Source organism: Paraburkholderia caffeinitolerans (genome assembly GCF_902859945.1).
Classification (GTDB): Bacteria; Pseudomonadota; Gammaproteobacteria; order Burkholderiales; family Burkholderiaceae; genus Paraburkholderia; species Paraburkholderia caffeinitolerans.
In genome coordinates this window covers 1-20486 of sequence record NZ_CADIKL010000001.1, presented here as the reverse complement: position 1 = coordinate 20486, position 20486 = coordinate 1, and the positions used below count along the sequence as shown (strand labels likewise).

Here is a 20486-nt window from a genome sequence, read left to right as displayed (position 1 = left end):
GAAATCCAATGCCGTTTGATCATCCCATTATGCTTTTCGTGCATAACGTTTTCAAAGTCGAAAGAATGTGTCGCGCTCGGTTTGTGCTCTGTTTGTGCTCTGTTTCGTTCAGTTGCGGGCGACCTCGTCGCTCACGACGTCCCACAGCGCGCGCACGAGCGTCTCGCGTGCGTCGTTGCCCTGCGAAGCTAGCTTGTCGCGGTAGAGACGAATCTCCATGTCGAGCGTGAACTGGCCCTCGGGCACGCCGCGCGTGCCGCGATCGAGCCGGATCAGCTTGCCTTGCGCGACGGCGTCCTCCACCGCGCTATGCGGCAGGAATGCGATGCCGTGACCCGCGAGCGCCATGGCCTTGAGGCCTTCGGCCATGTCGGTTTCGTAGACGCGGTCCAGATACAGCCGCGTTGGCGCATTGGCGACGATCACCTCGGTCATGCGGCCCAGATAGGCGTTCGGCGTATAGGAGAGGTACGGCGAGGGCGCATCGGCCGTGCCAGGCAGCGTGTAGCGCGCACGGCCCGCGCGTTGCGGCGCCGAGTATGGGCTGATGGGTTCGATGCCAAGTGTGAGCGTGTCGTAGCGCGCCGGGTCGAGCGTCACCGGATGGCTCGGATGGTGATAGCCCATCACGAGATCGCAGCCGCCCTCCACGAGCGAGAGCACCGCGTCGTGCACGTTCAGCGCGCGCAGGCGCGTGTGGATCCGGCCAAGCTTCGCTTCGATGCGCTGGAGCCAGCGCGGAAAATACGTGAGCGAGAGCGTGTGCGGCACCGCGAATTCGATCGTCGCGGCAGGCGTGGCGGTATGGCCGCGCAGCACAGTGCGCGCTTCGTGAAACTGCGAGAGCATTGCGAGCGCCTGCTCGTAGAACACCTGGCCCGCGGAGGTCAGCCGCGTGGGATAGACCGAACGATCGATCAGTTCGGTGCCAAGCCACGCTTCAAGCGCCTGGATGCGGCGCGAGAATGCCGGCTGCGTCACGTGCCGCAACTCGGCCGAGCGGCTAAAGCTATGCGTTTCCGCCAGCGAAACGAAATCTTCGAGCCATTTGAGTTCCATGCGAAGCCAGAGTGCGGATGAGAAGTCCGCATTCTAGGCCCGCTCGCGCCCGCATGGGCCGCTTTCAGCCCGATGCGGCAGCGGCCGCCTGTTCGGCCGCGAACGCTGCCTGCAACCCGGCCACCACGCTGCCCCATGCGCCGAGCGTGGATTGCCGGAACAGCCGTGCCGACGGATACCAGACCGAATCGACGCGCCCCATGCCCCAGCGCCAGTCGGGCTGCGCAGCGAGCAGCACCCACACCGGCTTGCCGAGCGCGCCCGCGAGATGCGCGACCGAGGTATCGACGGTAATCACGAGATCGAGGCTTTCGATGAGCGCGGCGGTGCTTGCGAAATCGTGGAGATCGTCGCCGACAGCATGGAGCGTCCAACGCCCGGCTATGTCGGCGATCTGCGCGGCGCCGGGCCCCTTCTGGATCGCAAACCACGCGTTGCCCTCGAGTGCGGCGAGCGGCAGCAAGGCCGTGAGCGGCACCGAGCGGAACGTGTCGAACAGGTGCTGCGGGTTGCCGGCCCAGACCAGCCCGATGCGTCGCGATGCTATGCCCGCGAGCGCGTCCACGCGCGCTCGCCAGGCGGCGGCCTGCGTGGCATCGGCGTGCATGTAGGGCACGGGCGCATGGATCGGCCTGCCGGGAAACTTCAGCGGCAGGCTCATCACATCGCACCAGTAGTCATAGCGCTCGCTGATCGCTTCGTCGCCTGGCGCGGCATCGAGCACGCGGGCCACGCCCGGCACCGTCGCGACGAGCGAGGCCAGCTCCGGAGCGACCCACGCATCGACCTGCGCGCCCATTTTCGCCAGCAGCCCCGCATAGCGCACGAACTGGATCTGGTCGCCCACGCCCTGCTCGCGCGCGATCAGAATACGCTTGCCCGCGAGCGGCTCGCCCTGCCATTCGGCGCACGGCAGCTTGCGGTAGTTGGGCTTGCCGGTCGTCGTGGTCTTGCGGTGCTCGAAGAGCGGCCAGCCGCCGTCGTATTCACCGCGCCGCAGCATCAGCATGCCGAGCTGGAACTGCGGCTCCGGCAAGCCCGGACTCATTTCGAGCGCGCGGCGATAGTTCCCCTCGGCCTCGTCGTAGCGCGCGAGCGCCGTGAGCGCAAAGGCAAGATTGTTCACGGCGCCCGCCGCGTCGGGCTTGAGCGCCGCAGCGCGCCGATAGTGAGGAATCGCTTCCTCGTAGCGATGCATTGCGTCGTAGACGTAACCGAGCTCGAAGTGCGCGATGGCGTTCTCCGGCTCGAGCTGAACGATCCGCTCGAAGCAGGCTGCGGCCTGCGCGTGCTGCGTGGCCGCGCGCTGGAGCTTGCCGAGATGCATGAGCGTTTGCGTATCGTCGGAATCGAGCGCGCATGCATCCTGGTATTGCGCGACAGCCTCCGGCGCGCGGCCGGCCTTTTCGAGCGCGCGGCCCAGATTGAACGCGAAATGCGCCGAGTGTGGGTCGAGCGAGCGAGCCCGCCGGTAGTGCTGCTCCGCGCAGGCGAGATCGCCGAGCTCCATCAGCGCATTGCCAAGATTGTTGTGCGCGTTCGCGAAATCGGGCGCGATCTCGATGGCCTTGCGCTGCAGCGCGGCAGCCGCCGCGTGATCGCCCAGCCGCACCGCGACCACGCCGCGATTGGCCAGCAACTCGGCATCGCCGGGCGCTTGCGCCAGCGCGCGATCCATCAGTTGCGCGGCGTGTTCGGGGTCGCCTTGATTGAGCGCCAGCACGCCGAAGTAATGCAGCGCGGCGGGCTGGTCATGCTGCAACTCGAGAATGCGCGCGTAGAACGCCTGCGCGTCGCCCAGCCGGCCGGCGCGGTGGTGCGCGAGACCGGCTTCGAGCAGCGCGGCAATCTCCTGGCGAGGCGCGGGAGAGATATCGTGGTTCATGCGGGATGAAAAACAAAAAAGCGACCGAAGCCGCAAGCCGCGCCACTCTATATCCGTCTCGTATATCTCAATCGCCCCATAGCACCCAACGGCCCCCTGGTGCGCCGTACATGGGGAATCGCTCCGGCCCCTGTCAGCGTGGTGATAAAATATGCGGCTCCCCCCGGTTCCTTTCTGACCGTAACGCCACACGTTACGTCCCCATCATGTCCGATACTCGTCCCGATACCCTCTTCGCGCTCAACGCGCTCTCCCCGCTCGACGGCCGCTACGCCTCGAAAACCGAAGCCCTGCGCGACTGGTTGTCGGAAGCCGCCTTCATGCGCAACCGCGTGACCGTCGAAATCCACTGGCTCATCGCGCTCTCGCAAGCCGGTTTCGCGGAAGTGCCGCGCTTTTCGGAAGCCTCGGAGCAGTTCCTGCTCAAGCTCGCCGAGAACTTCACGGCCCACGACGCCGCGCGCATCAAGGATATCGAGCGCGTGACGAACCACGACGTGAAGGCCGTCGAGTACTGGCTCAAGGAATCGGTGAAGGGCCAGCCGGAATTGGAGCGCGCAAGCGAGTTCATCCACTTCGCCTGCACCTCGGAAGACATCAACAACACCTCGCACGGCCTGATGCTCGCGGGCGCCCGCGAGCACGTGATCCTGCCGGCGCTGCGCTCGGTGCACCAGCGCCTCGTCGCGCTCGCGCACGCGCAGGCCGACCAGCCGATGCTCTCGCGCACGCACGGCCAGCCCGCGAGCCCGACCACGCTCGGCAAGGAAGTCGCCAACGTCGCGGCGCGTCTCTCGCGCGCGATCCAGCGCATCGAGAAGGTCGAACTGCTCGGCAAGATGAACGGCGCGGTGGGCAACTTCAACGCGCATCTCTCGGCGTATCCGGAATTCGACTGGGAAGCGTTCTCGAAGGACGTCGTCGAAAAGCGCCTGAAGCTCACCTTCAACCCGTACACGATCCAGATCGAGCCGCACGACTACATGGCGGAACTGTTCGACGCGATCGCGCGCGCCAACACGATCCTGCTCGACCTCGACCGCGACGTGTGGGGTTACATCTCGGTCGGCTACTTCAAGCAGAAGACCAAGGCCGGCGAGATCGGCTCGTCGACGATGCCGCACAAGGTCAACCCGATCGACTTCGAGAACTCGGAAGGCAACCTCGGCCTCGCCAACGCCACGCTGCGCCACCTCGCGGACAAGCTCCCGGTCTCGCGCTGGCAGCGCGACCTCACCGACTCGACGGTGCTGCGCAACATCGGCGTCGCGTTCGGCTACTCGCTGCTCGCGTACGACTCGCTGATCCGCGGTCTGGACAAGCTCGAAGTGAACCCGCAGCGCCTGAATGAAGACCTCGACGCCACGTGGGAAGTGCTGGCCGAGCCGGTGCAGACGGTCATGCGCCGCTACGGCATCGAAAACCCGTATGAGCAGTTGAAGGAGCTCACGCGCGGCAAGGGCATCACGCGCGAAGCGCTGCAGACCTTCGTGAGCGGCCTGGCGATTCCGGAAGACGCGAAGCAGCGTCTGATGGCGATGACGCCGGCTTCGTACGTCGGCAAGGCCGCGGAACTGGCCAAGCGCATTTCGTAAGCGGATTGCGTTGCGGCGGCGCGGTTTTTCCGCGCCGGCAACAAAAAAGGCGCTTCGTTCACAATGAACGAAGCGCCTTTTTTACGTCCACACGAAGCGATCAACTCGTGCGGCGCGTCTCCATCTGCTTGATCACCTCATCGACGATCTGCTCGGGCGTGTGCTCGATGCTCACCTCGATCGCCTCGTCAGGGCCCGGCGCTTCGAGCGTGTCGAGCTGGCTTTGCAGCAAGGACGGATCGAAGAAGTGACCCGTGCGCGACGCGAGGCGATCGTGCAGTACCTCGAAGCTGCCCTTCAGGTACACGAACCGCACGTCGCGGTCGCTGCCGCGCAGGATGTCGCGATACGAACGCTTGAGCGACGAACACGTGAACACGGCCGTCTCGTGCGCGCGCTGCTTTTCCTCGATGGCCGCGCGAATCGTGCGCAGCCACGGCCAGCGGTCGTCGTCGGTGAGCGGGATGCCGTCGTGCATCTTCTTCTTGTTGGCTTCGCTATGGAACGCGTCGCCGTCGGTGAAGCTGCAGTGCAGGCGCTCGGCCAGCAACTCGCCAATGCGGGTCTTGCCCGAGCCCGACACGCCCATCGCGATCAGAATCATTGCCGCGCCCTCTTCTCTTTACACCACGCTCGCCAGCACAAACGTCAGCCCGAGGCCCATCAGCGAAATGATGGTCTCGCACAGCGACCAGGTCTTGAAGGTCTGACCGACCGTCATGCCGAAATATTCCTTGATCAGCCAGAAGCCGCCGTCGTTGACGTGCGAAAAGATCAGCGAGCCGGAGCCCGTCGCGAGCACCAGCAGTTCGGGGCTCACAGCCGCGCCGCTCGCGGCCGCAACCGGCGCGACGATGCCGCAGGCCGTCGTCATGGCGACGGTAGCCGAGCCGGTCGCGAGACGGATCAGCGCCGCCACGAACCAGCCGAACAGCAGCGGCGAAAGATGCGCCGATTGCGCCACCGCGACGATCTCCTTCGAGATGCCGCCGTCCATCAGCACGCGGCCGAAGCCGCCGCCCGCGCCCACGATGAGCGTGATGCCCGCGATCGGCGCGAGGCAGTCGCCGCAGAACTTCTGGATCTGCGCGCGGTTGAAGCCGCGTTGCGCGCCAAAGGTCCAGAAGCTGACCAGCACGGCGATCAGCAGCGCGACGTCCGAGGTGCCGACAAAGTGCAGCAGGCTGTTCGGCAAGGTCTTGGGCGTGAACACGAGGTCGGCCCAGCTGCCGATCAGCATCAGGAGCACGGGCAGCAGGATCGTGAAGAGCGTGATGCCGAAGCTGGGCAGCTCGTGATCGTCCTTGATCTTCATTTCGCCGATGAACTGGTCCGCGAGCGGATTGTTCTCGGGCAGCTTGACCGTGCGGTGAATGAGCAGCGCGAACAGCGGGCCGGCGACGATCGCGGTCGGAATCCCGACGATCAGGCCGTAGGCGATGGTCTTGCCGATATCGGCGTGATACGCCTGTACCGCGAGCAGCGCGGCCGGGTGCGGCGGAATCAGGCCGTGCACGACGGAAAGGCCCGCCACCATCGGCAAGCCGACCAGCAGCAGCGATTTGCCCGTGCGCTTGGCGACGTTGAACGCGATCGGAATCAGCAGCACGAAGCCGACTTCGAAGAACACCGGCAAGCCGACGATGATCGCGACGAACATCATCGCCCAGTGGATGTTTTTCTCGCCAAACCAGCGGATCAGCGTCGTGGCGACGCGCTCGGCGCCGCCCGATTCCGCCATCATCTTGCCGAGCATGGTGCCGAGACCCACCACGATGGCGATGTGGCCGAGCGTATTGCCGTTGCCGGTTTCGAACGATTTGACGATCGTATCCATCGGCATGCCGGCAGCCAGGCCGAGCAGCAACGAAACGATGATCAGGACAAGGAACGGATAAACCTTCCAGCGCGTGATCATGAAGATCAGCGCAGCGATCGCGACGACCGCGTAAATCAGCAGATTACTGCCGTGGGCCACTCCCATGAGGCTCTTCTCCTGTTAGTTGTCTTTTTTCTTCCGTGGCTGCGCGAGCACGTCATCGCGCTGCACGGAAGGGCTCGGCTGTCGAGGGGCCGAGATTGTAGAGGTTATAGCGGCTTTCTCTGCCGCGTGCCTGAAAAACGAGCGAAAGCAAGCGAAAGACGCGCGAGCCGCGCAGGCCATGCGCCCCAAAGGGCGCTGCCTGCGCGGCTCGCGGATGCAGCAGAACGAAATCAGGGAACGAACGCCCGGAATACCGCCGCCACATGCAACGTCAGCGCACCGGGCGCGACAGCTCGCTGGCGGCGCGTGCGAGACGCGTCACTTCGGCCCAGTCCTGGGCGGCGAGCGCCGCCTTCGGCGTGAGCCACGAGCCCCCCACGCAAACCACGTTGGGCAGCGCAAGGAAGTTGATCGCCGACTCAGCGGTGATGCCGCCCGTGGGGCAGATCTTGAGCGTCGGGAACGGGCCATGGAAGGCCTGCAGCATATTGAGGCCGCCCGCCGGCACCGCCGGGAAAAACTTGACGATCTCGTAGCCGAGTTCCATCGCCACGATGATGTCCGTCGGCGTCATGACGCCGGGCAGCAGCGGCAGCCCCGCATCGAGCGACGCCTGATGAATCTCGCGCGTGAGGCCCGGCGAGACGCCGAACTGCGCGCCGGCCTTTTTAGCGAGCGCGCAATGCTCGGGCTTCGTGATCGTGCCCACGCCAACGACGATGTCCGGTGCGATCTGCGCGGCGCGCTCGATCGCCTCGAGACCCGCCGCCGTGCGCAGCGTGATCTCCAGTACTTTCACGCCACCCGCGTGCAGCGCGCGCGAAACGTGCTCGCCCTGCTCGGCCGTATCGAATGCCAGCACCGGAATCACCGGGCCGAGGCCGACAATGTCGGCCACCGTGCTTGTTGCCATGATCAGGCTCCTTGATGATGAATTCAGTTTTTCGCTCTGGTCGCGCCGCGCTATTGGCGTGGCTTAGTGCGTCGCGCGCGCGGCAGCGGTAGCGACAGCCGGCGTGGCCGGCACTTCGCCGACAAGCGGTCCGAACACCGACGCACCCAGCTCCGCGGGAGCGGCAGCGGCGCGGAATACACCGAACAGCTCGCGGCCGAAGCCCACTTCATTGCTTTCCTGATGCGCGGGGTGAGCGACCGGGCGCGCGCTCCACTCCGCCTCGTCCACTTCCACGTCCAGCACGCCCGCGACCGCATCGATCACGACGATATCGCCATTGCGCACCTTGCCGATCGGCCCGTGCAGCAGCGTTTCCGGCGACACGTGAATCACGGCCGGCACCTTGCCCGACGCGCCCGACATGCGCCCGTCGGTCACGAGCGCAACGTGAAAGCCCTTGTCCTGCAGCACGCCGAGCAGCGGCGTGAGGCGGTGCAACTCCGGCATGCCATTGGCGCGCGCGCCCTGGAAACGCACGACGGCAACGAAATCGCGTTCGAGTTCGCCGCGATCGAAGGCTTCCTGCACCGCTTCCTGCGAATCGAACACGATGGCCGGCGCACGCACGAGGCGATGATCGGGCGCCACCGCCGAAATCTTGATGACGCCGCGGCCGATGCGGCCTTGCATCAGACGCAGGCCGCCGTCCGGCTGGAACGGCTCGGGCAGCGGACGCAGCACGGCCGTATCGGCGCTTTTCTCGACCGCCGGCACCCACGTAAGCTTGCCGTCGAGCAGCTTCGGCTCTTCGGTGTAGTGGCGCAGGCCCTCGCCCGCCACCGTCTTCACGTCTTCGTGAAGCAGGCCGCCGTCGAGCAACTCGCGCACGAGGAAGGCAATGCCGCCCGCCGCGTGGAAATGATTCACGTCGGCCTTGCCGTTCGGATAGACGCGCGCGAGCAGCGGCACCGTGGCCGAAAGCTCGTCGAAGTCGTTCCAGTCGATGATGATGCCCGCCGCGCGCGCCATCGCCACGAGGTGCAGCGTATGGTTGGTCGAGCCGCCCGTCGCCATCAGCGCGACGATGCCGTTGATCACCGCCTTCTCGTCGATCACGTGACCGATCGGCGTATAGTTGCCGCGCTCGACGGTGAGCTCGAGCACGCGGCGCGCAGCCGCCGCCGTGAGTTCGTCGCGCAGCGGCGTGTGGGGATGGATGAACGCCGAGCCCGGCAGATGCAGGCCCATGACCTCCATCAGCATCTGATTGCTGTTGGCCGTGCCGTAGAACGTGCAGGTGCCGTGACCGTGGTATGCGGCGGCCTCGGATTCGAGCAGCGCCTCGCGATCGCACTGGCCCGTCGCGAACTTCTGGCGCACCTTCGCTTTGTCGTCGTTCGAGATGCCGCTCGTCATCGGGCCAGCGGGCACGAAAATGGTGGGCAGATGGCCAAATTGCAGCGCGCCGATCAGCAGGCCCGGCACGATCTTGTCGCACACGCCAAGGCACAGCGCCGCGTCGAACATATTGTGCGTGAGCGCAACAGCCGTGCTCATCGCAATCACTTCGCGCGAGAACAGCGACAGCTCCATGCCGGCATTGCCCTGCGTGACGCCATCGCACATCGCGGGCACGCCGCCCGCGAACTGCGCGACGCCGCCCACTTCGCGGGCGGCCTTCTTGATGATCTCGGGGAAGTCTTTGTAGGGGGCGTGCGCCGAAAGCATCTCGTTATAGGACGAGACGATGCCGATGTTCGGTTCGCGGATCGCCTTGATGGCGATCTTGTCGCGCCCTTCGAGACCGGCGAAACCGTGAGCGAGATTCGCGCACGACAGCGCGCCGCGCGCCGGGAAGCGGTCCTGCGCCGCCGCGATGCGCGCGAGATAGGCCTCGCGTGTCGGTTTGCTGCGCTCGATCACGCGCCGCGTGACCTTCATCAACTGCGAATGCGGGGAAACCATCGAATCTCCTTCCATTTTTATCTCGCGGGACGCTCGGGGACACATCGCGCGATCCGGTCAGCGATGCGGCGATGTTAGTAGAAAAACTACAAGCTCGCAATCCCAGTTTTGCCTGAGAAGTTGAATCATGCAAACGCTGAAAATCCCCATTTTTACGGGAATACACCTTGCTTCGGCTAAACCCGGCTTGCATCTTCCCGGCGATTCATGTAGTTTTTGTACATATTAATCGACCCGTTATTGTCAGCGGATCTTCCAGCATAGTGCGAGTTTTCCGATGCTGCTGTCCCAAGTGAAGGCCATACGCGAACAGTTGCGCCCGTCCGAGCGCAAGCTCGCCGACTACATCGTCGAGGCGCCGCGAGAACTACTCGACCTTTCTATGACCGAGGTCGCGCAGCGCGCAGGCGTGAGCCAGCCGACCATCGCGCGCTTTTGTCATGCGCTCGGGTTCTCGGGCTTTCGCGAGTTCAAGATCCGCCTCGCACAAGCCGTGGCCGCCGATCTGCCCACGGAGATGCCTGCCGTCTACCGCGACGTGAGCCCGGACGAGCCCGTGCCCGGCGTCGCCGCGAAGGTGCTCGACCGGACGATCGGCGCGCTCGTGCAGGTGCGCAACAACCTGTCCACGGACGCGCTCGGCGCCGCCATCGACCTGCTCGCCAAGGCATCGCGCATCGAGTTCTATGGCGCGGGGGGCTCGGGCATCGCGGCGCAGGACATGCAGCACAAGTTCTTTCGACTCGGCATGCCGAGCATTGCCTATTCGGATCCGCACACGTTCCTGATGTCGGCGGCGCTGCTCGGGCCCGGCGACGTGGTCGTCGCCATCTCGAACACCGGGCGCACACGCGACGTGGTGGATGCGGCGCAAACGGCGCTCGACCGTGGCGCGAAGGTGATCGCCATCACGCACGGCACCTCGCCGCTTGCGCGCCTCGCGAGCGTCGGTCTGCACGCGAACGTCGACGAAGACACCGACGTCTTCTCTCCGATGACCTCGCGCACTTCGCATCTCGCGATAGGCGACATTCTTGCGGTGGGCGTGGCGTTGCAGCGTGGCCCGGAGCTTGCCGAAAAGCTCGCCAGCGCGAAGGACATCATCGCGCGGCGCAGACTGGACGCGAACAGCTAAACACGTCGAGCGACAGGGCGCGCCGAAAACCGCGCTCCCCAAAGAAAAGCGGACTCCCGAGGGAGTCCGCTTTGTGTTTCGGCCGAAACTACGCGGCCGCTCAATAGCAGTGTGCGGGCTAACCAGAAGCGGACGTACCGCTCCTGGATTGCCATCAAACACTTACCACTGGTACGACATGCCGCCGCCGTAGGTTGCACCGCCGCTCGCGGCATAGCCACCGCCCAGCTTCACCTTGAGGTTCTGGGTGACGCGAGCCGTTGCACCGATCGCAGCCGCCTGGTAACCCCTGAAGTTAGCCGTACCGACACCAACCGAAATGGTCTTGCCCTGGTCGACGTCCGGGATCATCGTCAGCGCGGTTGCCGCTGCGATGCCGCCGTACGCGTTACGCGCCACGGAGTTCATGCCGCTCTGGAGCGAGTTCATGCCGCTCTGGAACTGCCCCATATTGACCGCATCGGTCGGGTTGACGCCCGCTGCGACATTGGTGATCCGGCGCTCGTTACCCGCCGAACCGACGGATACCGTGTTCGCCTGATCAGCCACCGAGTTCGCACCCAGCGCAACCGAGTTGTCAGCCGTAGCCGCGGCCTTGTCGCCCATGGCCGTCGAGTTCGCACCCGTAGCCGTTGCACCGCCGCCCGCTGCGATCGAGTTGGAGCCCGTGGCCGAAGCCGGGCCGCTCGTCGAGTTGGTCGACATGTATTCAGAACCGTTGATGTTGATGTTCTGAATAGCCTGGTTCAGGTTCGAGACCTCCACGTTCGTCGCGTACAACTGCGCACCCGTGACGGCGTCCGTGCTGCTGGCCGAAAGTTCGCCATCCTGCAGGTTGGTCAGCTTGACCGCCGTCGAGGCATCCGTGCCGCCCAGCGTGATCTTGTCGTGTGCCGACGAGTCGTACTGAACCGCATTGGCCACCGAACCCGCGATGTTGGTCACCGTGTTCTCGATGTTCGTCACGCGGCCATCAAGATTCGTAAGCGCGCCACCCACGTTGGTGTACGTGCCGCCGCTGATCACGTAAGTCGGCGCCGAGATCGAACCGTCGGCGTTGACAGTCGAACCACCGCCCAGCGCGTCGGCCGTGCTCGACGCAACGTTGTACAGCTGTGCGCCATTGATCGCGTCGGTGCTGCTCGACGTGACGGCGCCGGCCGCGACGTTGTGCAACTTGACCGGCGCGGTTGCACCGATGCCGCCGAACGTGACCGAACCCTTCGTAGCGTCGTCGTACGCAACGAACGAATTCGTCACGTTACCCGAGCTGTCCACGATCGCGCCCATCGCTTGAAGCTGTGCGATGTTCACGGCGTCGTTGGCCGCCACACCGTTCGCCACGTTATGGATGGCAACCGGCGTGCTCGAGCCGGGGCCACCCAGCGTGATCGAGGACTTCGACGTGTCGTCGTAGGCCACGAACGCATTCGTCACGTTGCCGGAAGTGTCGACGGTCATGCCCATCGCTTCGAGCTGTGCGAGGTTCACTGCATCGCTGGCTTCCGAGGCGTTCGCGAGGTTCGTTACCTTGACGGGTCCCTTGCTCGTGGAGTTCTGACCACCCAGTGTGATCTTGTTGTGTGCCGACGAGTCGTACATCACCGCGTCCACCGAACCGCCAGTCGCAAGAGCGGCAATTGCGTCGAGCGCGTTGCCCACGTCACTGTACGTGCCGGATCCTACCTGATAGGTCGGAGCAGAGATCGTGCCGTCGGGGTTGACCTTCGACTTGCCGCCAAGCGCCGCAGCCGTCGAGTCGGCCAGGCCGTAGAGCTGCGAGCCGTTCACTGCGTCGAGGCTGGCCATGCTCACCATGCCGTTCGCCACGTTATGCAGCGCCACCGCCTTACCCGCCGTGCCGAAGGTCACGGAGTCGTGTGCCGACGAGTCATACAGCACCGCGTCCTGAATCTTGGCATTCAGGTTCGTCACATCACCCGCGATGTTGGTCACGGCACCCGCGAGATCCGATACGTTCTGGTTCGTTGCGAACAGTTGTGCGCCGTTCACCGCATCCGTGCTCGATGCAGTCAACTGAGCGTTGGCCACGTTGGTGAGCGCCGTCGGCGCGGTTGCACTCTTTCCACCGAGCGTGATCTTGCTCTTCGTCGTGTCGTCATAGGCGACAAATGCATTCGTGACGTTGCCCGAGGTGTCCGTCGTCGCACCCAGCGCGTACAGCTGTGCGCCGTTCACTGCGTCGGAGCTCGATGCGGTTACCTGGCCGTTCGCCACGTTCGTCAGCAAGACCGGCACAGTCGAACCCTTGCCGCCAAACGTCACCTTGTCGTGCATCGACGAGTCGTACACCACGCCATTCACGGAGCCCGAGTCGGCCTTTGCATTGATGGCATCCAGTGCAGAACCCACGTCCGTGTACGTGCCCGCGTTAGCCAGCACGTAACTCGGTGCGCTGATCGAGCCGTTCGGGTTGACCTTCGTATTGCCACCAAGTGCAGCAGCCGTCGAGCCGGCAAGGCCGTAGAGCTGCGAGCCGTTCACTGCGTCGAGGCTAGTCAAGCTCACCGCGCCGTTCGCCACATTCGTTAGCGCTGTCGGCACAGTCGCGCCCTTTCCGCCGAGCGTTACCTTGGTCTTCGACGTGTCGTCATAGGCAACGAATGCATTTGTGACATTGCCTGAGCTGTCCGTCGTCGCACCCAGCGCGTACAGCTGTGCGCCATTCACTGCGTCTGAGCTCGCCGCAGTCACCGTGCCGTTCGCCACGTTCGTGAGCGTCGTCGGCTTGGCTGCGCCCGTTCCACCGAGCGTGATCTTGGACTTCGTCGTGTCGTCATAGGCAACAAATGCATTCGTGACGTTGCCCGAACTGTCCGTCGTCGCACCCAGCGCGTACAGCTGTGCGCCGTTCACTGCGTCGGAGCTGGCTGCCGTTACCTTGCCGTTGGCTACGTTCGTCAACTCAACCGGCGTATGACCCGAACCGCCAAACGTCACCTTGTCGTGTGCCGACGAGTCATACACCACGCCATTCACGGAACCCGAGTCGGCCTTTGCATTGATGGCATCCAGTGCAGAACCCACGTCCGTGTACGTGCCCGCGTTAGCCAGCACATAGCTCGGCGCAATGACCGTGCCATCGGTTGCGCTCACGCCCGCCCCACCGCCCAGCGCATTCGTGATGCCCTTGATCTGCGAGACGTTCACTGCGTCGGTATCAGCTTGACCCGCAGCCATGTTCACGACACGGCGTGTATTCGCGGGATTCTGGATCGTGTACGTCTGGCCATTCGGGTACATGGCGATGACCGGCGTAGTACCGGTGTTACCCACCGACACCGTATTAGCCTGGTCCGCCACCGAGCCCGAGCCCAGCGCCACGGCATCGTTCGCGGTCACACGCGTCTGAACACCCACGGCCACGCCTGCGTTCGCCGTCGTATCCACGCGCGCGTTCGAGCCAATTGCCGCCGAGCCGCTAGCAAGTGCTTGCGATGCATCAGTAGGTCCCGCCTGACCAGAGCTGTCAGCGAGGCCCTTCACTTGCATATAGTTCGTGGAATACAGGTAGTACTGGTCCAGACCGGCCGTATTGACCCCCGAGCCAGCCGATGCACCCAAAAGCCTCGCGTTCGCGCGCAACAACCCGCCGCCCGTACCGTTGCCGCCCCGACCGTTCACCAGGTCATAAACCTGGCCGACGTTCGCTGCATCCGTATCCTGGACACCGTTCGCGACGTTGCTGATGACCGTGCCCGCCGGCAGATAGCCTTGCTGGCGATTGCCGTTCACAAAGTACTTGCTGTTCCCGGTGCCCGGATCGAGTTCGATGTGCGGCGCGCCCGATTCGATCGAGCCGGCGTCGTACGTCACTGCCTTGTTGACCACGTTACCCGAACCATCGAGCGAGAAGCCCGCCGAAGCAAGTTGGCTCACATTGACGGCGTCGTTGTCTGCCAGGCCGTTGGCCACGTTGTGAAGCGCCACCGGAGTGGTCGCACCCACGCCGCCCAGCGTAACCGACTCGTGTGCCGACGAGTCGTAGATCACCGCATCGGCCAACTTGCCATTGATGTTCGTGATGTCGCCCTGGATCGTGGTGACCGAGCCAGCGAGGTTCGACACATTCTCGTTCGTGGCGAACAACTGCGCGCCGTTCACCGCGTCGGTGCTCGATGCGCTCAACTCACCGTTAGCCACGTTGTGCATGGCCACCGGCGTGGTCGAATCCTCGCCGCCCAGCGTGATCGAGTCGTGCGCCGACGAGTCGTACTTCACCGCATCGGCCAACTGGCCGCTGATGTTCGTGATGTCGCCCTGAATCGTGGTGACCGAGCCAGCGAGGTTCGACACGTTCTCGTTCGTGGCGAATAGCTGCGCGCCATTCACCGCGTCGGTGCTCGATGCGCTCAGGTCACCGTTAGCCACGTTGTGCATCGCCACCGTAGTGGTCGAATCCTTGCCGCCCAGCGTGATCGAGTCGTGCGCCGACGAATCGTACTTCACCGCATCGGCCAACTGGCCATTGATGTTCGTGATGTCGCCCTGGATCGTGGTCACCGAGCCGGCGAGGTTCGACACGTTCTCGTTCGTGGCGAACAGTTGCGCGCCGTTCACCGCGTCGGTGCTCGATGCATCGAGCTGGCCGTTGGCTACGTTGTGCAGCGCCACCGGCGACGTCGCACCCACGCCGGCCAGCGTAATCGAATCGTGTGCCGACGAGTCGTACTTCACCGCATCGGCCAGCCCGTCCGCCGAGGCGGTATCCACAGCCGCGAGTGCCGAGCCCACATCGGTGTACGAACCGCCCGCCACGTTGTAGGTTGGCGCATGGATGGTGCCATCAGCGTTCACGGCCGTACCGCCGCCCAGTGCGTCCGTCACGCCCTTGAGCTGGCTCACGTTGACTGCGTCGGTGTCGGCCTGGCCGGCCGACATGTTGACGATGCGGCGCGTGTTCGCCTGGTTCTTGATCGTGATGGGGTTGCCGTTCTGATCCCAGCCCGCATACGACGTCGTGCCGTCATTACCCACCGAAACCGTGTTGTCCTGATTCGCTACCGAGCCGGAACCCAGCGCGACCGAATCGTTCTTCGACGCGTGCGCCTGCACACCCACCGCTACGCCGCCGCTTGCCGTCGAGTCCACGTACGAGCTCGAACCGATTGCGATCGAGCCGCCACCGAGCGCCTGCGCGATGTCAGTGGCCATCGCATTGCCGGAGCTGTTGGCCAGGCCTCGCACCTGCGCGTATTGCGTCGAATACAGGTAATAGGCGCTCAGGCCGGCCGTATTGACGCCCGAGCCCGAAGACGCACCCAGCAAGGCCCTGTTTGCCTTCAGCAACGGCTTCCCGCCACCGCCGGCTGCCGCAACGATGTCGTACACCTGTCCGACGTTCGCGGCGTCCGTCGCCTGGATGCCTTCTGCGACGTTGCTGATGATCGTGCCCTTCGGCAAAAAGCCTTCGGAGCGATCGCCATTCACGAAGTAGACGCTGTTGCCCTGGCCCGGATCGAGAACGATCTGCGCATTCGCGGTGCCGATGGTATTCGGCACATAGAGAACGGCCGGATTGCTCACCGTACCGTCGGCTGCGACGTTGAAGCCGCCATAGGTATAGCCGGTCGGATTCGACGACGACGCCTGCGCGCCCCAGCCGGCCGTGGTCAACGTGTTCTGAATCTTGGTGACGCTGTTGTTGACGTTCGTGACCGACGCGCTCACGTCATTCAGTTGTGCGCCGTTCACCGCGTCGGTGCTGTCGGCGCTCACGACGCCGTTCGCCACGTTGTGCAACGCGACTGGCGTCGTGGAGCCGACCCCGCCCAACGTCACCGAGGTATTTGCCGACGAGTCGTAATGGACCGCGTTTTTATCAGCTCCATCGCCAAGTGCCGCCAGGGCTGACCCCACGTCGTTATAGGTGGAACCGGAAAGCACATAGGAAGGCGCGGTAACGGCGCCATCAGGCCCGACAGCCGCGCCGCCGCCGAAATTCTTCGCCACGCTCGAAACCGAGCCGTAGAGCTGCGAGCCGTTGACCGCATCCGCGCTGGCCGCCGAGATTTCGCCGGGCGCGAGCTCCACGATCTTCTGGTTGCTCATCGTGACGACATTATGGAACGTCGTGGGTCCGTAGACCTGGACGTCCGTTCCCTTGATGTTGAGCAGACCGTTTTGATAACCGGCAACTTGCGCCGTCGAGGCGTCAAAACCGTAGCCACCCTTGGTGTCGCCTGCGTTGTTCAGGGAGAAAGCGAGTCCGTCACTCGTGCCGGAGCTGCCTGACGAGCAATTCAGCGACTGGCTGCCGCCCGACGAGCCCCAGGAATACCCGCCTGTGCCCGAACAGATTTCCAGACCACCTTGCCCGACGGTGCCAGCGGTCGCGGCAAGCGCGTGCGCCGATAGCAGGCTAGTCGCGACTCCCATCGCTCCGGTGGCCAGAACAATCGGCTTCGATGAGCGCTTGCTCCGCGATGCGGCGTTTTCCTGGACGGCGACCCACGTTCCCGTGGACTCATTCCAGACTGATCGATATGTCTTGTTCATTCTTTGCCTTACCTTGATTAAAGACGGGATCCCAACCGGCGTCTACGCATCCCACGCAGACGCATTACGAGCGAACGCACAAACCGCCCTAATGCAACTCCCTTGAGCCGGAAAATCTACTGCCTTAGATGAACGAAGAATTTTTCCCGGATGGGCTTGAAACCCAGCACCGTCAGATTTAACTGAGAATTTTCGGCGCCACCCATTACTCAAGAGGCATTAACAAGGCGTAACTCTATTAACCAGGTAAAACAGCGAATATAAGAAAACTCCCAAACCAACAGGCCACACAAAAAAGCGCCCAACCCGCACGAAATAAGGACCCGCAGCACACCCAGAATGCTGAAAAATCGCCTCAAACAGGTTTAATCATTGAATATAAAGAAAATAGAAGTACTACAGAAATAACTGAGTGACACCACTTATCGGATTGGCGAAATCCCACCAGAATATCGGCATGGAAAAGTAGATTGTCGGATTTACTCCGACGGAGTCTCATTTTAAATAAACAAAAATAAGAACATTCCATAAAAAACATGCTATCTTTTTATAAATTCTGAAATAATTATGGAAGGCACTATCGCGCTTGATCACGTAGACTCTGCCAGATTCATCGCGAAATTGCGGCGTAATGTCGCATAGCGCTTCATGTTGCACATTGGCCACGCGAGCCGCGTCTCCGTTTTTGAGACTCGTCCTATATCTGATGAACCGTAGGAGAAATACACTTTCTACGTCGGGAAACGCAGACACAACGTCCTGCGTGCCACGTATGGCTTTCGCGCTCAGTGCCTCTTTGGCCGGTCACCGCCGGCGATCATGCGATCGTTTCCCGTTTTTGCGCACCGCCGGGTTCACCGGATCAAACCAGGAAACGTCATGAAACATCTGTTCGCCGTCGCCGCCGCATGCGTGGCAGCCACCACTGTCTTTGCCTCGGTCCCAAGCAATCCCGTCACAAGTGAAGCAGTTCAACTGCAGACGCTCGAACAGCAATGGACCAAAGCGGCCGCCACGGGCGACCGCTCCATGCTCAACGATCTTCTGGACGATAAATTCCTCGAAGTTCTGCCCAATGGCATGCATCGATCGAAGCGCGATTTGCTCGCTGCCGCCGCGCTTGCGCCGGGCGGCTCACAGGTGCTGGAGGACGTGCGCGTGCAGGTGCTCGGCGATCTGGCCGTCGTTACCGGCATCAATCGCTATACGCCCGCACAGGGCTTCAAGCCGGTCGAATACCGCTTTGCCGATGTTTTCGTGAAGCAAGACGACGGCTGGCGCGTCGTCGGCGCGCGCATGCGCCGCAAGGAGTCGGGCACCATCTGATAGTGCCCGTCAGGAGTGGGGAAGATAGAAGGAAGCGGGCGTCAGAACGGCTTGATGACGACTAGCGCCACCGCCGCCAGCATGCCGAGCACCGGCAGTTCGTTGAACATGCGATACCACTTGTCGGAGCGGCGATTCTCGCCGCGCTCGAAGGTTTTGAGCAGGCGCCCGCAATACGCGTGATAGACGATGAGCAGCACTACCACGCCTACTTTCGCGTGGATCCATCCCTGCCCGCGCCCGATCCCCACCACAAGCCACAGCCATAGCCCGCACAGCAGTGCGGGCACGGCAATCATCGTCATGAAGCGGTAGAGCTTGCGCGCCATGATCAGCAGGCGCTGGATGGCCGCGGGTTCGGTTTCCATCGCGAGATTCACGAAGATGCGCGGCAGGTAGAACAGGCCAGCGAACCACGAGGCAATCAGAACGATGTGAAACGTCTTGACCCAGAGCATCGGCGATCCTTGTTGTTATCGGCGTTTCGAATTAAGGAGAGTGGCGCGCGCCTCGCGTTGCGCGCGCCGCGTCGACTTATTGCCGCCCTTCTCCGTGGCCCAGCACAACGTATTTGAGCGAGGTCAGTCCTTCCAGGCCGACCGGGCCGCGCGCGTGCAGCTTGTCGTTGGAGATGCCGATTTCCGCTCCAAGGCCGAATTCGAAGCCGTCGGCGAAACGCGTCGAGGCGTTCACCATCACGCTCGCCGAATCCACTTCGCGCAGGAAGCGCATCGCGCGGTCGTGATCCTCGGTGACGATGGCGTCGGTGTGATGCGAACCGTAGTGGTTGATGTGCTCGACGGCCTGATCGAGGCTGTCGACGATCTTGACCGCCAGCACCGGCGCGAGGTACTCGGTGCGCCAGTCTTCCTCGGTGGCGTCCACGAGCGGGCCGACGTTCGCGTCCGCGAGAATCGCGCGCGCGGCGGCATCCACGCGCAGCTCCACGTCCTTGCCGCGATAGAGGCGGCCAAGCGGCGGCAGCACCTCATGTGCGATGCCCCGCGCCACGAGCAGCGTCTCCATCGTGTTGCAGGTGCCATAACGGTGCGTCTTGGCGTTGTCGCAAACGGTCAGCGCCTTGGCGAGATCGGCGCGATCGTCCACATAGACGTGGCAGATGCCGTCGAGGTGCTTGATCATCGGCACGCGCGCTTCGGCCATCAAACGCTCGATCAGGCTCTTGCCGCCGCGCGGCACGATCACGTCCACGAATTCCGTCATGGTGATGAGCTTGCCCACGGCCGCGCGGTCGGCGGTTTCCACCACCTGCACCGCGTCCTGAGGCAGGCCCGCCGCCGCCAGCCCTTCGCCGATCAGCTTCGCGAGCGCCGTGTTGCACTCGAGCGCCTCGGAACCGCCGCGCAAAATGGTGGCGTTGCCGGACTTCAGGCACAGCGCTGCGGCGTCGATGGTCACGTTCGGGCGCGATTCGTAGATGATGCCGATCACGCCCAGCGGCACGCGCATCTGGCCGACCTGAATACCGCTCGGGCGGAACTTGAGGTTGCTGATCTCGCCAATCGGATCGGACAGCGCCACGACCTGGCGCAGGCCTTCCACCATGGTCTTGAGCGCCTTGTCGGAGAGCGTGAGGCGGTCGATGAAGGCCGCGTCGTGGCCCTTCTCCTTCGCGCGCGCGAGGTCTCGGGCGTTGGCGTCCTTCAGTTGCTGCGTCTCGCGCTCAATCGCCTGCGCGACGGCTTCCAGCGCGGCATTCTTGGCAGCCGTCGAGGCTCGGGCCATCGCGCGCGAAGCATTGCGGGCGCGGCGGCCGAGGTCGGTCATGTACTGGTCGATATCCATGGTTTCTATCGTGATGCGGCGCATCCGGTCAAAACAGCCTGAGCGGTCTGAGGCTGCGCGGTTCGGGTTAGGTCGATTTTAAGGCCAGCAGGCCGGCTTTGCTGCGCATGCCCCAGAGCCCCAACTGAAGCAGGCGGCGCGAGGCGCATCCAGACGATGCCGATTGTGCAGATTGCAGGTGCAGGAACGTGGGCTTGGCCAGCACAACTAGCCAGGCCTGCGCCCCGGCCCTGCGGTGCGCGGTCGGGACGCGGCTGCGGCAGCCGCTGCCGCTGGGCTCGCTGCCGGGCCGCCCGGTTGTGCGCGCCCCGAAGCCC

Annotated in this window: 13 protein-coding genes; 3 read left to right on the top strand and 10 right to left on the bottom strand. The window is 63.7% G+C overall.

The features are described from left to right. Nucleotides 1–108: 108 nt before the first annotated feature. Together HV773_RS00060 and HV773_RS00055 are read right to left on the bottom strand one after the other, a co-directional pair. On the bottom strand, nucleotides 109–1059 hold the full coding sequence (locus tag HV773_RS00060; RefSeq protein ID WP_129561187.1) for a LysR substrate-binding domain-containing protein: 951 nt from the start codon (nucleotides 1057–1059) through the stop codon (nucleotides 109–111). A gap of 64 nt (nucleotides 1060–1123) precedes the next feature. Continuing rightward, nucleotides 1124–2944, bottom strand: a complete 1821-nt coding sequence (locus tag HV773_RS00055; protein ID WP_129561186.1) for a tetratricopeptide repeat protein — start codon at nucleotides 2942–2944, stop codon at nucleotides 1124–1126. Nucleotides 2945–3150: 206 nt separating this feature from the next. Between HV773_RS00055 and purB the strand changes: the two genes are divergently transcribed. Beyond that, nucleotides 3151–4539: an adenylosuccinate lyase gene (gene purB / locus HV773_RS00050; RefSeq protein ID WP_129561185.1), complete on the top strand. Its 1389-nt coding sequence runs from the start codon at nucleotides 3151–3153 to the stop codon at nucleotides 4537–4539. 100 nt (nucleotides 4540–4639) lie between these two features. Here the strand turns inward: purB and HV773_RS00045 are convergent, their stop codons facing one another. The 4 genes from HV773_RS00045 to edd all read right to left on the bottom strand — a co-directional run bounded on the left by HV773_RS00045 (nucleotide 4640) and on the right by edd (nucleotide 9383). Then, entirely contained in the window at nucleotides 4640–5143 is a 504-nt protein-coding gene (locus HV773_RS00045) for a gluconokinase (RefSeq protein ID WP_129561184.1), read from the bottom strand. A gap of 18 nt (nucleotides 5144–5161) precedes the next feature. Next, nucleotides 5162–6523, bottom strand: coding sequence for a GntT/GntP/DsdX family permease (locus HV773_RS00040; RefSeq protein WP_129561183.1), 1362 nt, complete (start codon nucleotides 6521–6523; stop codon nucleotides 5162–5164). 271 nt (nucleotides 6524–6794) lie between these two features. Continuing rightward, a complete protein-coding gene (gene eda / locus HV773_RS00035; RefSeq protein ID WP_129561182.1) occupies nucleotides 6795–7436 on the bottom strand; it encodes a bifunctional 4-hydroxy-2-oxoglutarate aldolase/2-dehydro-3-deoxy-phosphogluconate aldolase in 642 nt (213 codons plus the stop codon). Between the two features lie 63 nt (nucleotides 7437–7499). Further along, a complete protein-coding gene (gene edd, locus HV773_RS00030; RefSeq protein ID WP_129561181.1) occupies nucleotides 7500–9383 on the bottom strand; it encodes a phosphogluconate dehydratase in 1884 nt (627 codons plus the stop codon). 277 nt (nucleotides 9384–9660) lie between these two features. On the opposite strand from edd, the gene HV773_RS00025 reads away from it, so the two are divergent. Beyond that, on the top strand, nucleotides 9661–10518 hold the full coding sequence (locus tag HV773_RS00025) for a MurR/RpiR family transcriptional regulator (RefSeq protein ID WP_129561180.1): 858 nt from the start codon (nucleotides 9661–9663) through the stop codon (nucleotides 10516–10518). Between the two features lie 162 nt (nucleotides 10519–10680). On the opposite strand, the gene HV773_RS00020 is transcribed toward HV773_RS00025, so the two are convergent. Next, nucleotides 10681–17037: a YadA-like family protein gene (locus HV773_RS00020; RefSeq protein WP_129561179.1), complete on the bottom strand. Its 6357-nt coding sequence runs from the start codon at nucleotides 17035–17037 to the stop codon at nucleotides 10681–10683. Nucleotides 17038–17916: 879 nt separating this feature from the next. Here HV773_RS00020 and HV773_RS00015 point away from each other — a divergent pair. Next, a complete protein-coding gene (locus HV773_RS00015; protein WP_160113436.1) occupies nucleotides 17917–18363 on the top strand; it encodes a nuclear transport factor 2 family protein in 447 nt (148 codons plus the stop codon). 41 nt (nucleotides 18364–18404) lie between these two features. Here the strand turns inward: HV773_RS00015 and HV773_RS00010 are convergent, their stop codons facing one another. The 3 genes from HV773_RS00010 to HV773_RS36640 all read right to left on the bottom strand — a co-directional run. Continuing rightward, nucleotides 18405–18821 (bottom strand): CopD family protein, encoded by a 417-nt coding sequence (locus tag HV773_RS00010; RefSeq protein WP_035535384.1) that lies wholly within the window; start codon nucleotides 18819–18821, stop codon nucleotides 18405–18407. Nucleotides 18822–18897: 76 nt separating this feature from the next. Continuing rightward, a complete protein-coding gene (locus tag HV773_RS00005; protein WP_129561177.1) occupies nucleotides 18898–20169 on the bottom strand; it encodes a glutamate-5-semialdehyde dehydrogenase in 1272 nt (423 codons plus the stop codon). Between the two features lie 67 nt (nucleotides 20170–20236). After that, a partial coding sequence (locus HV773_RS36640) for a hypothetical protein (RefSeq protein WP_217481885.1) occupies nucleotides 20237–20486 on the bottom strand: 250 nt, incomplete at its 5' end.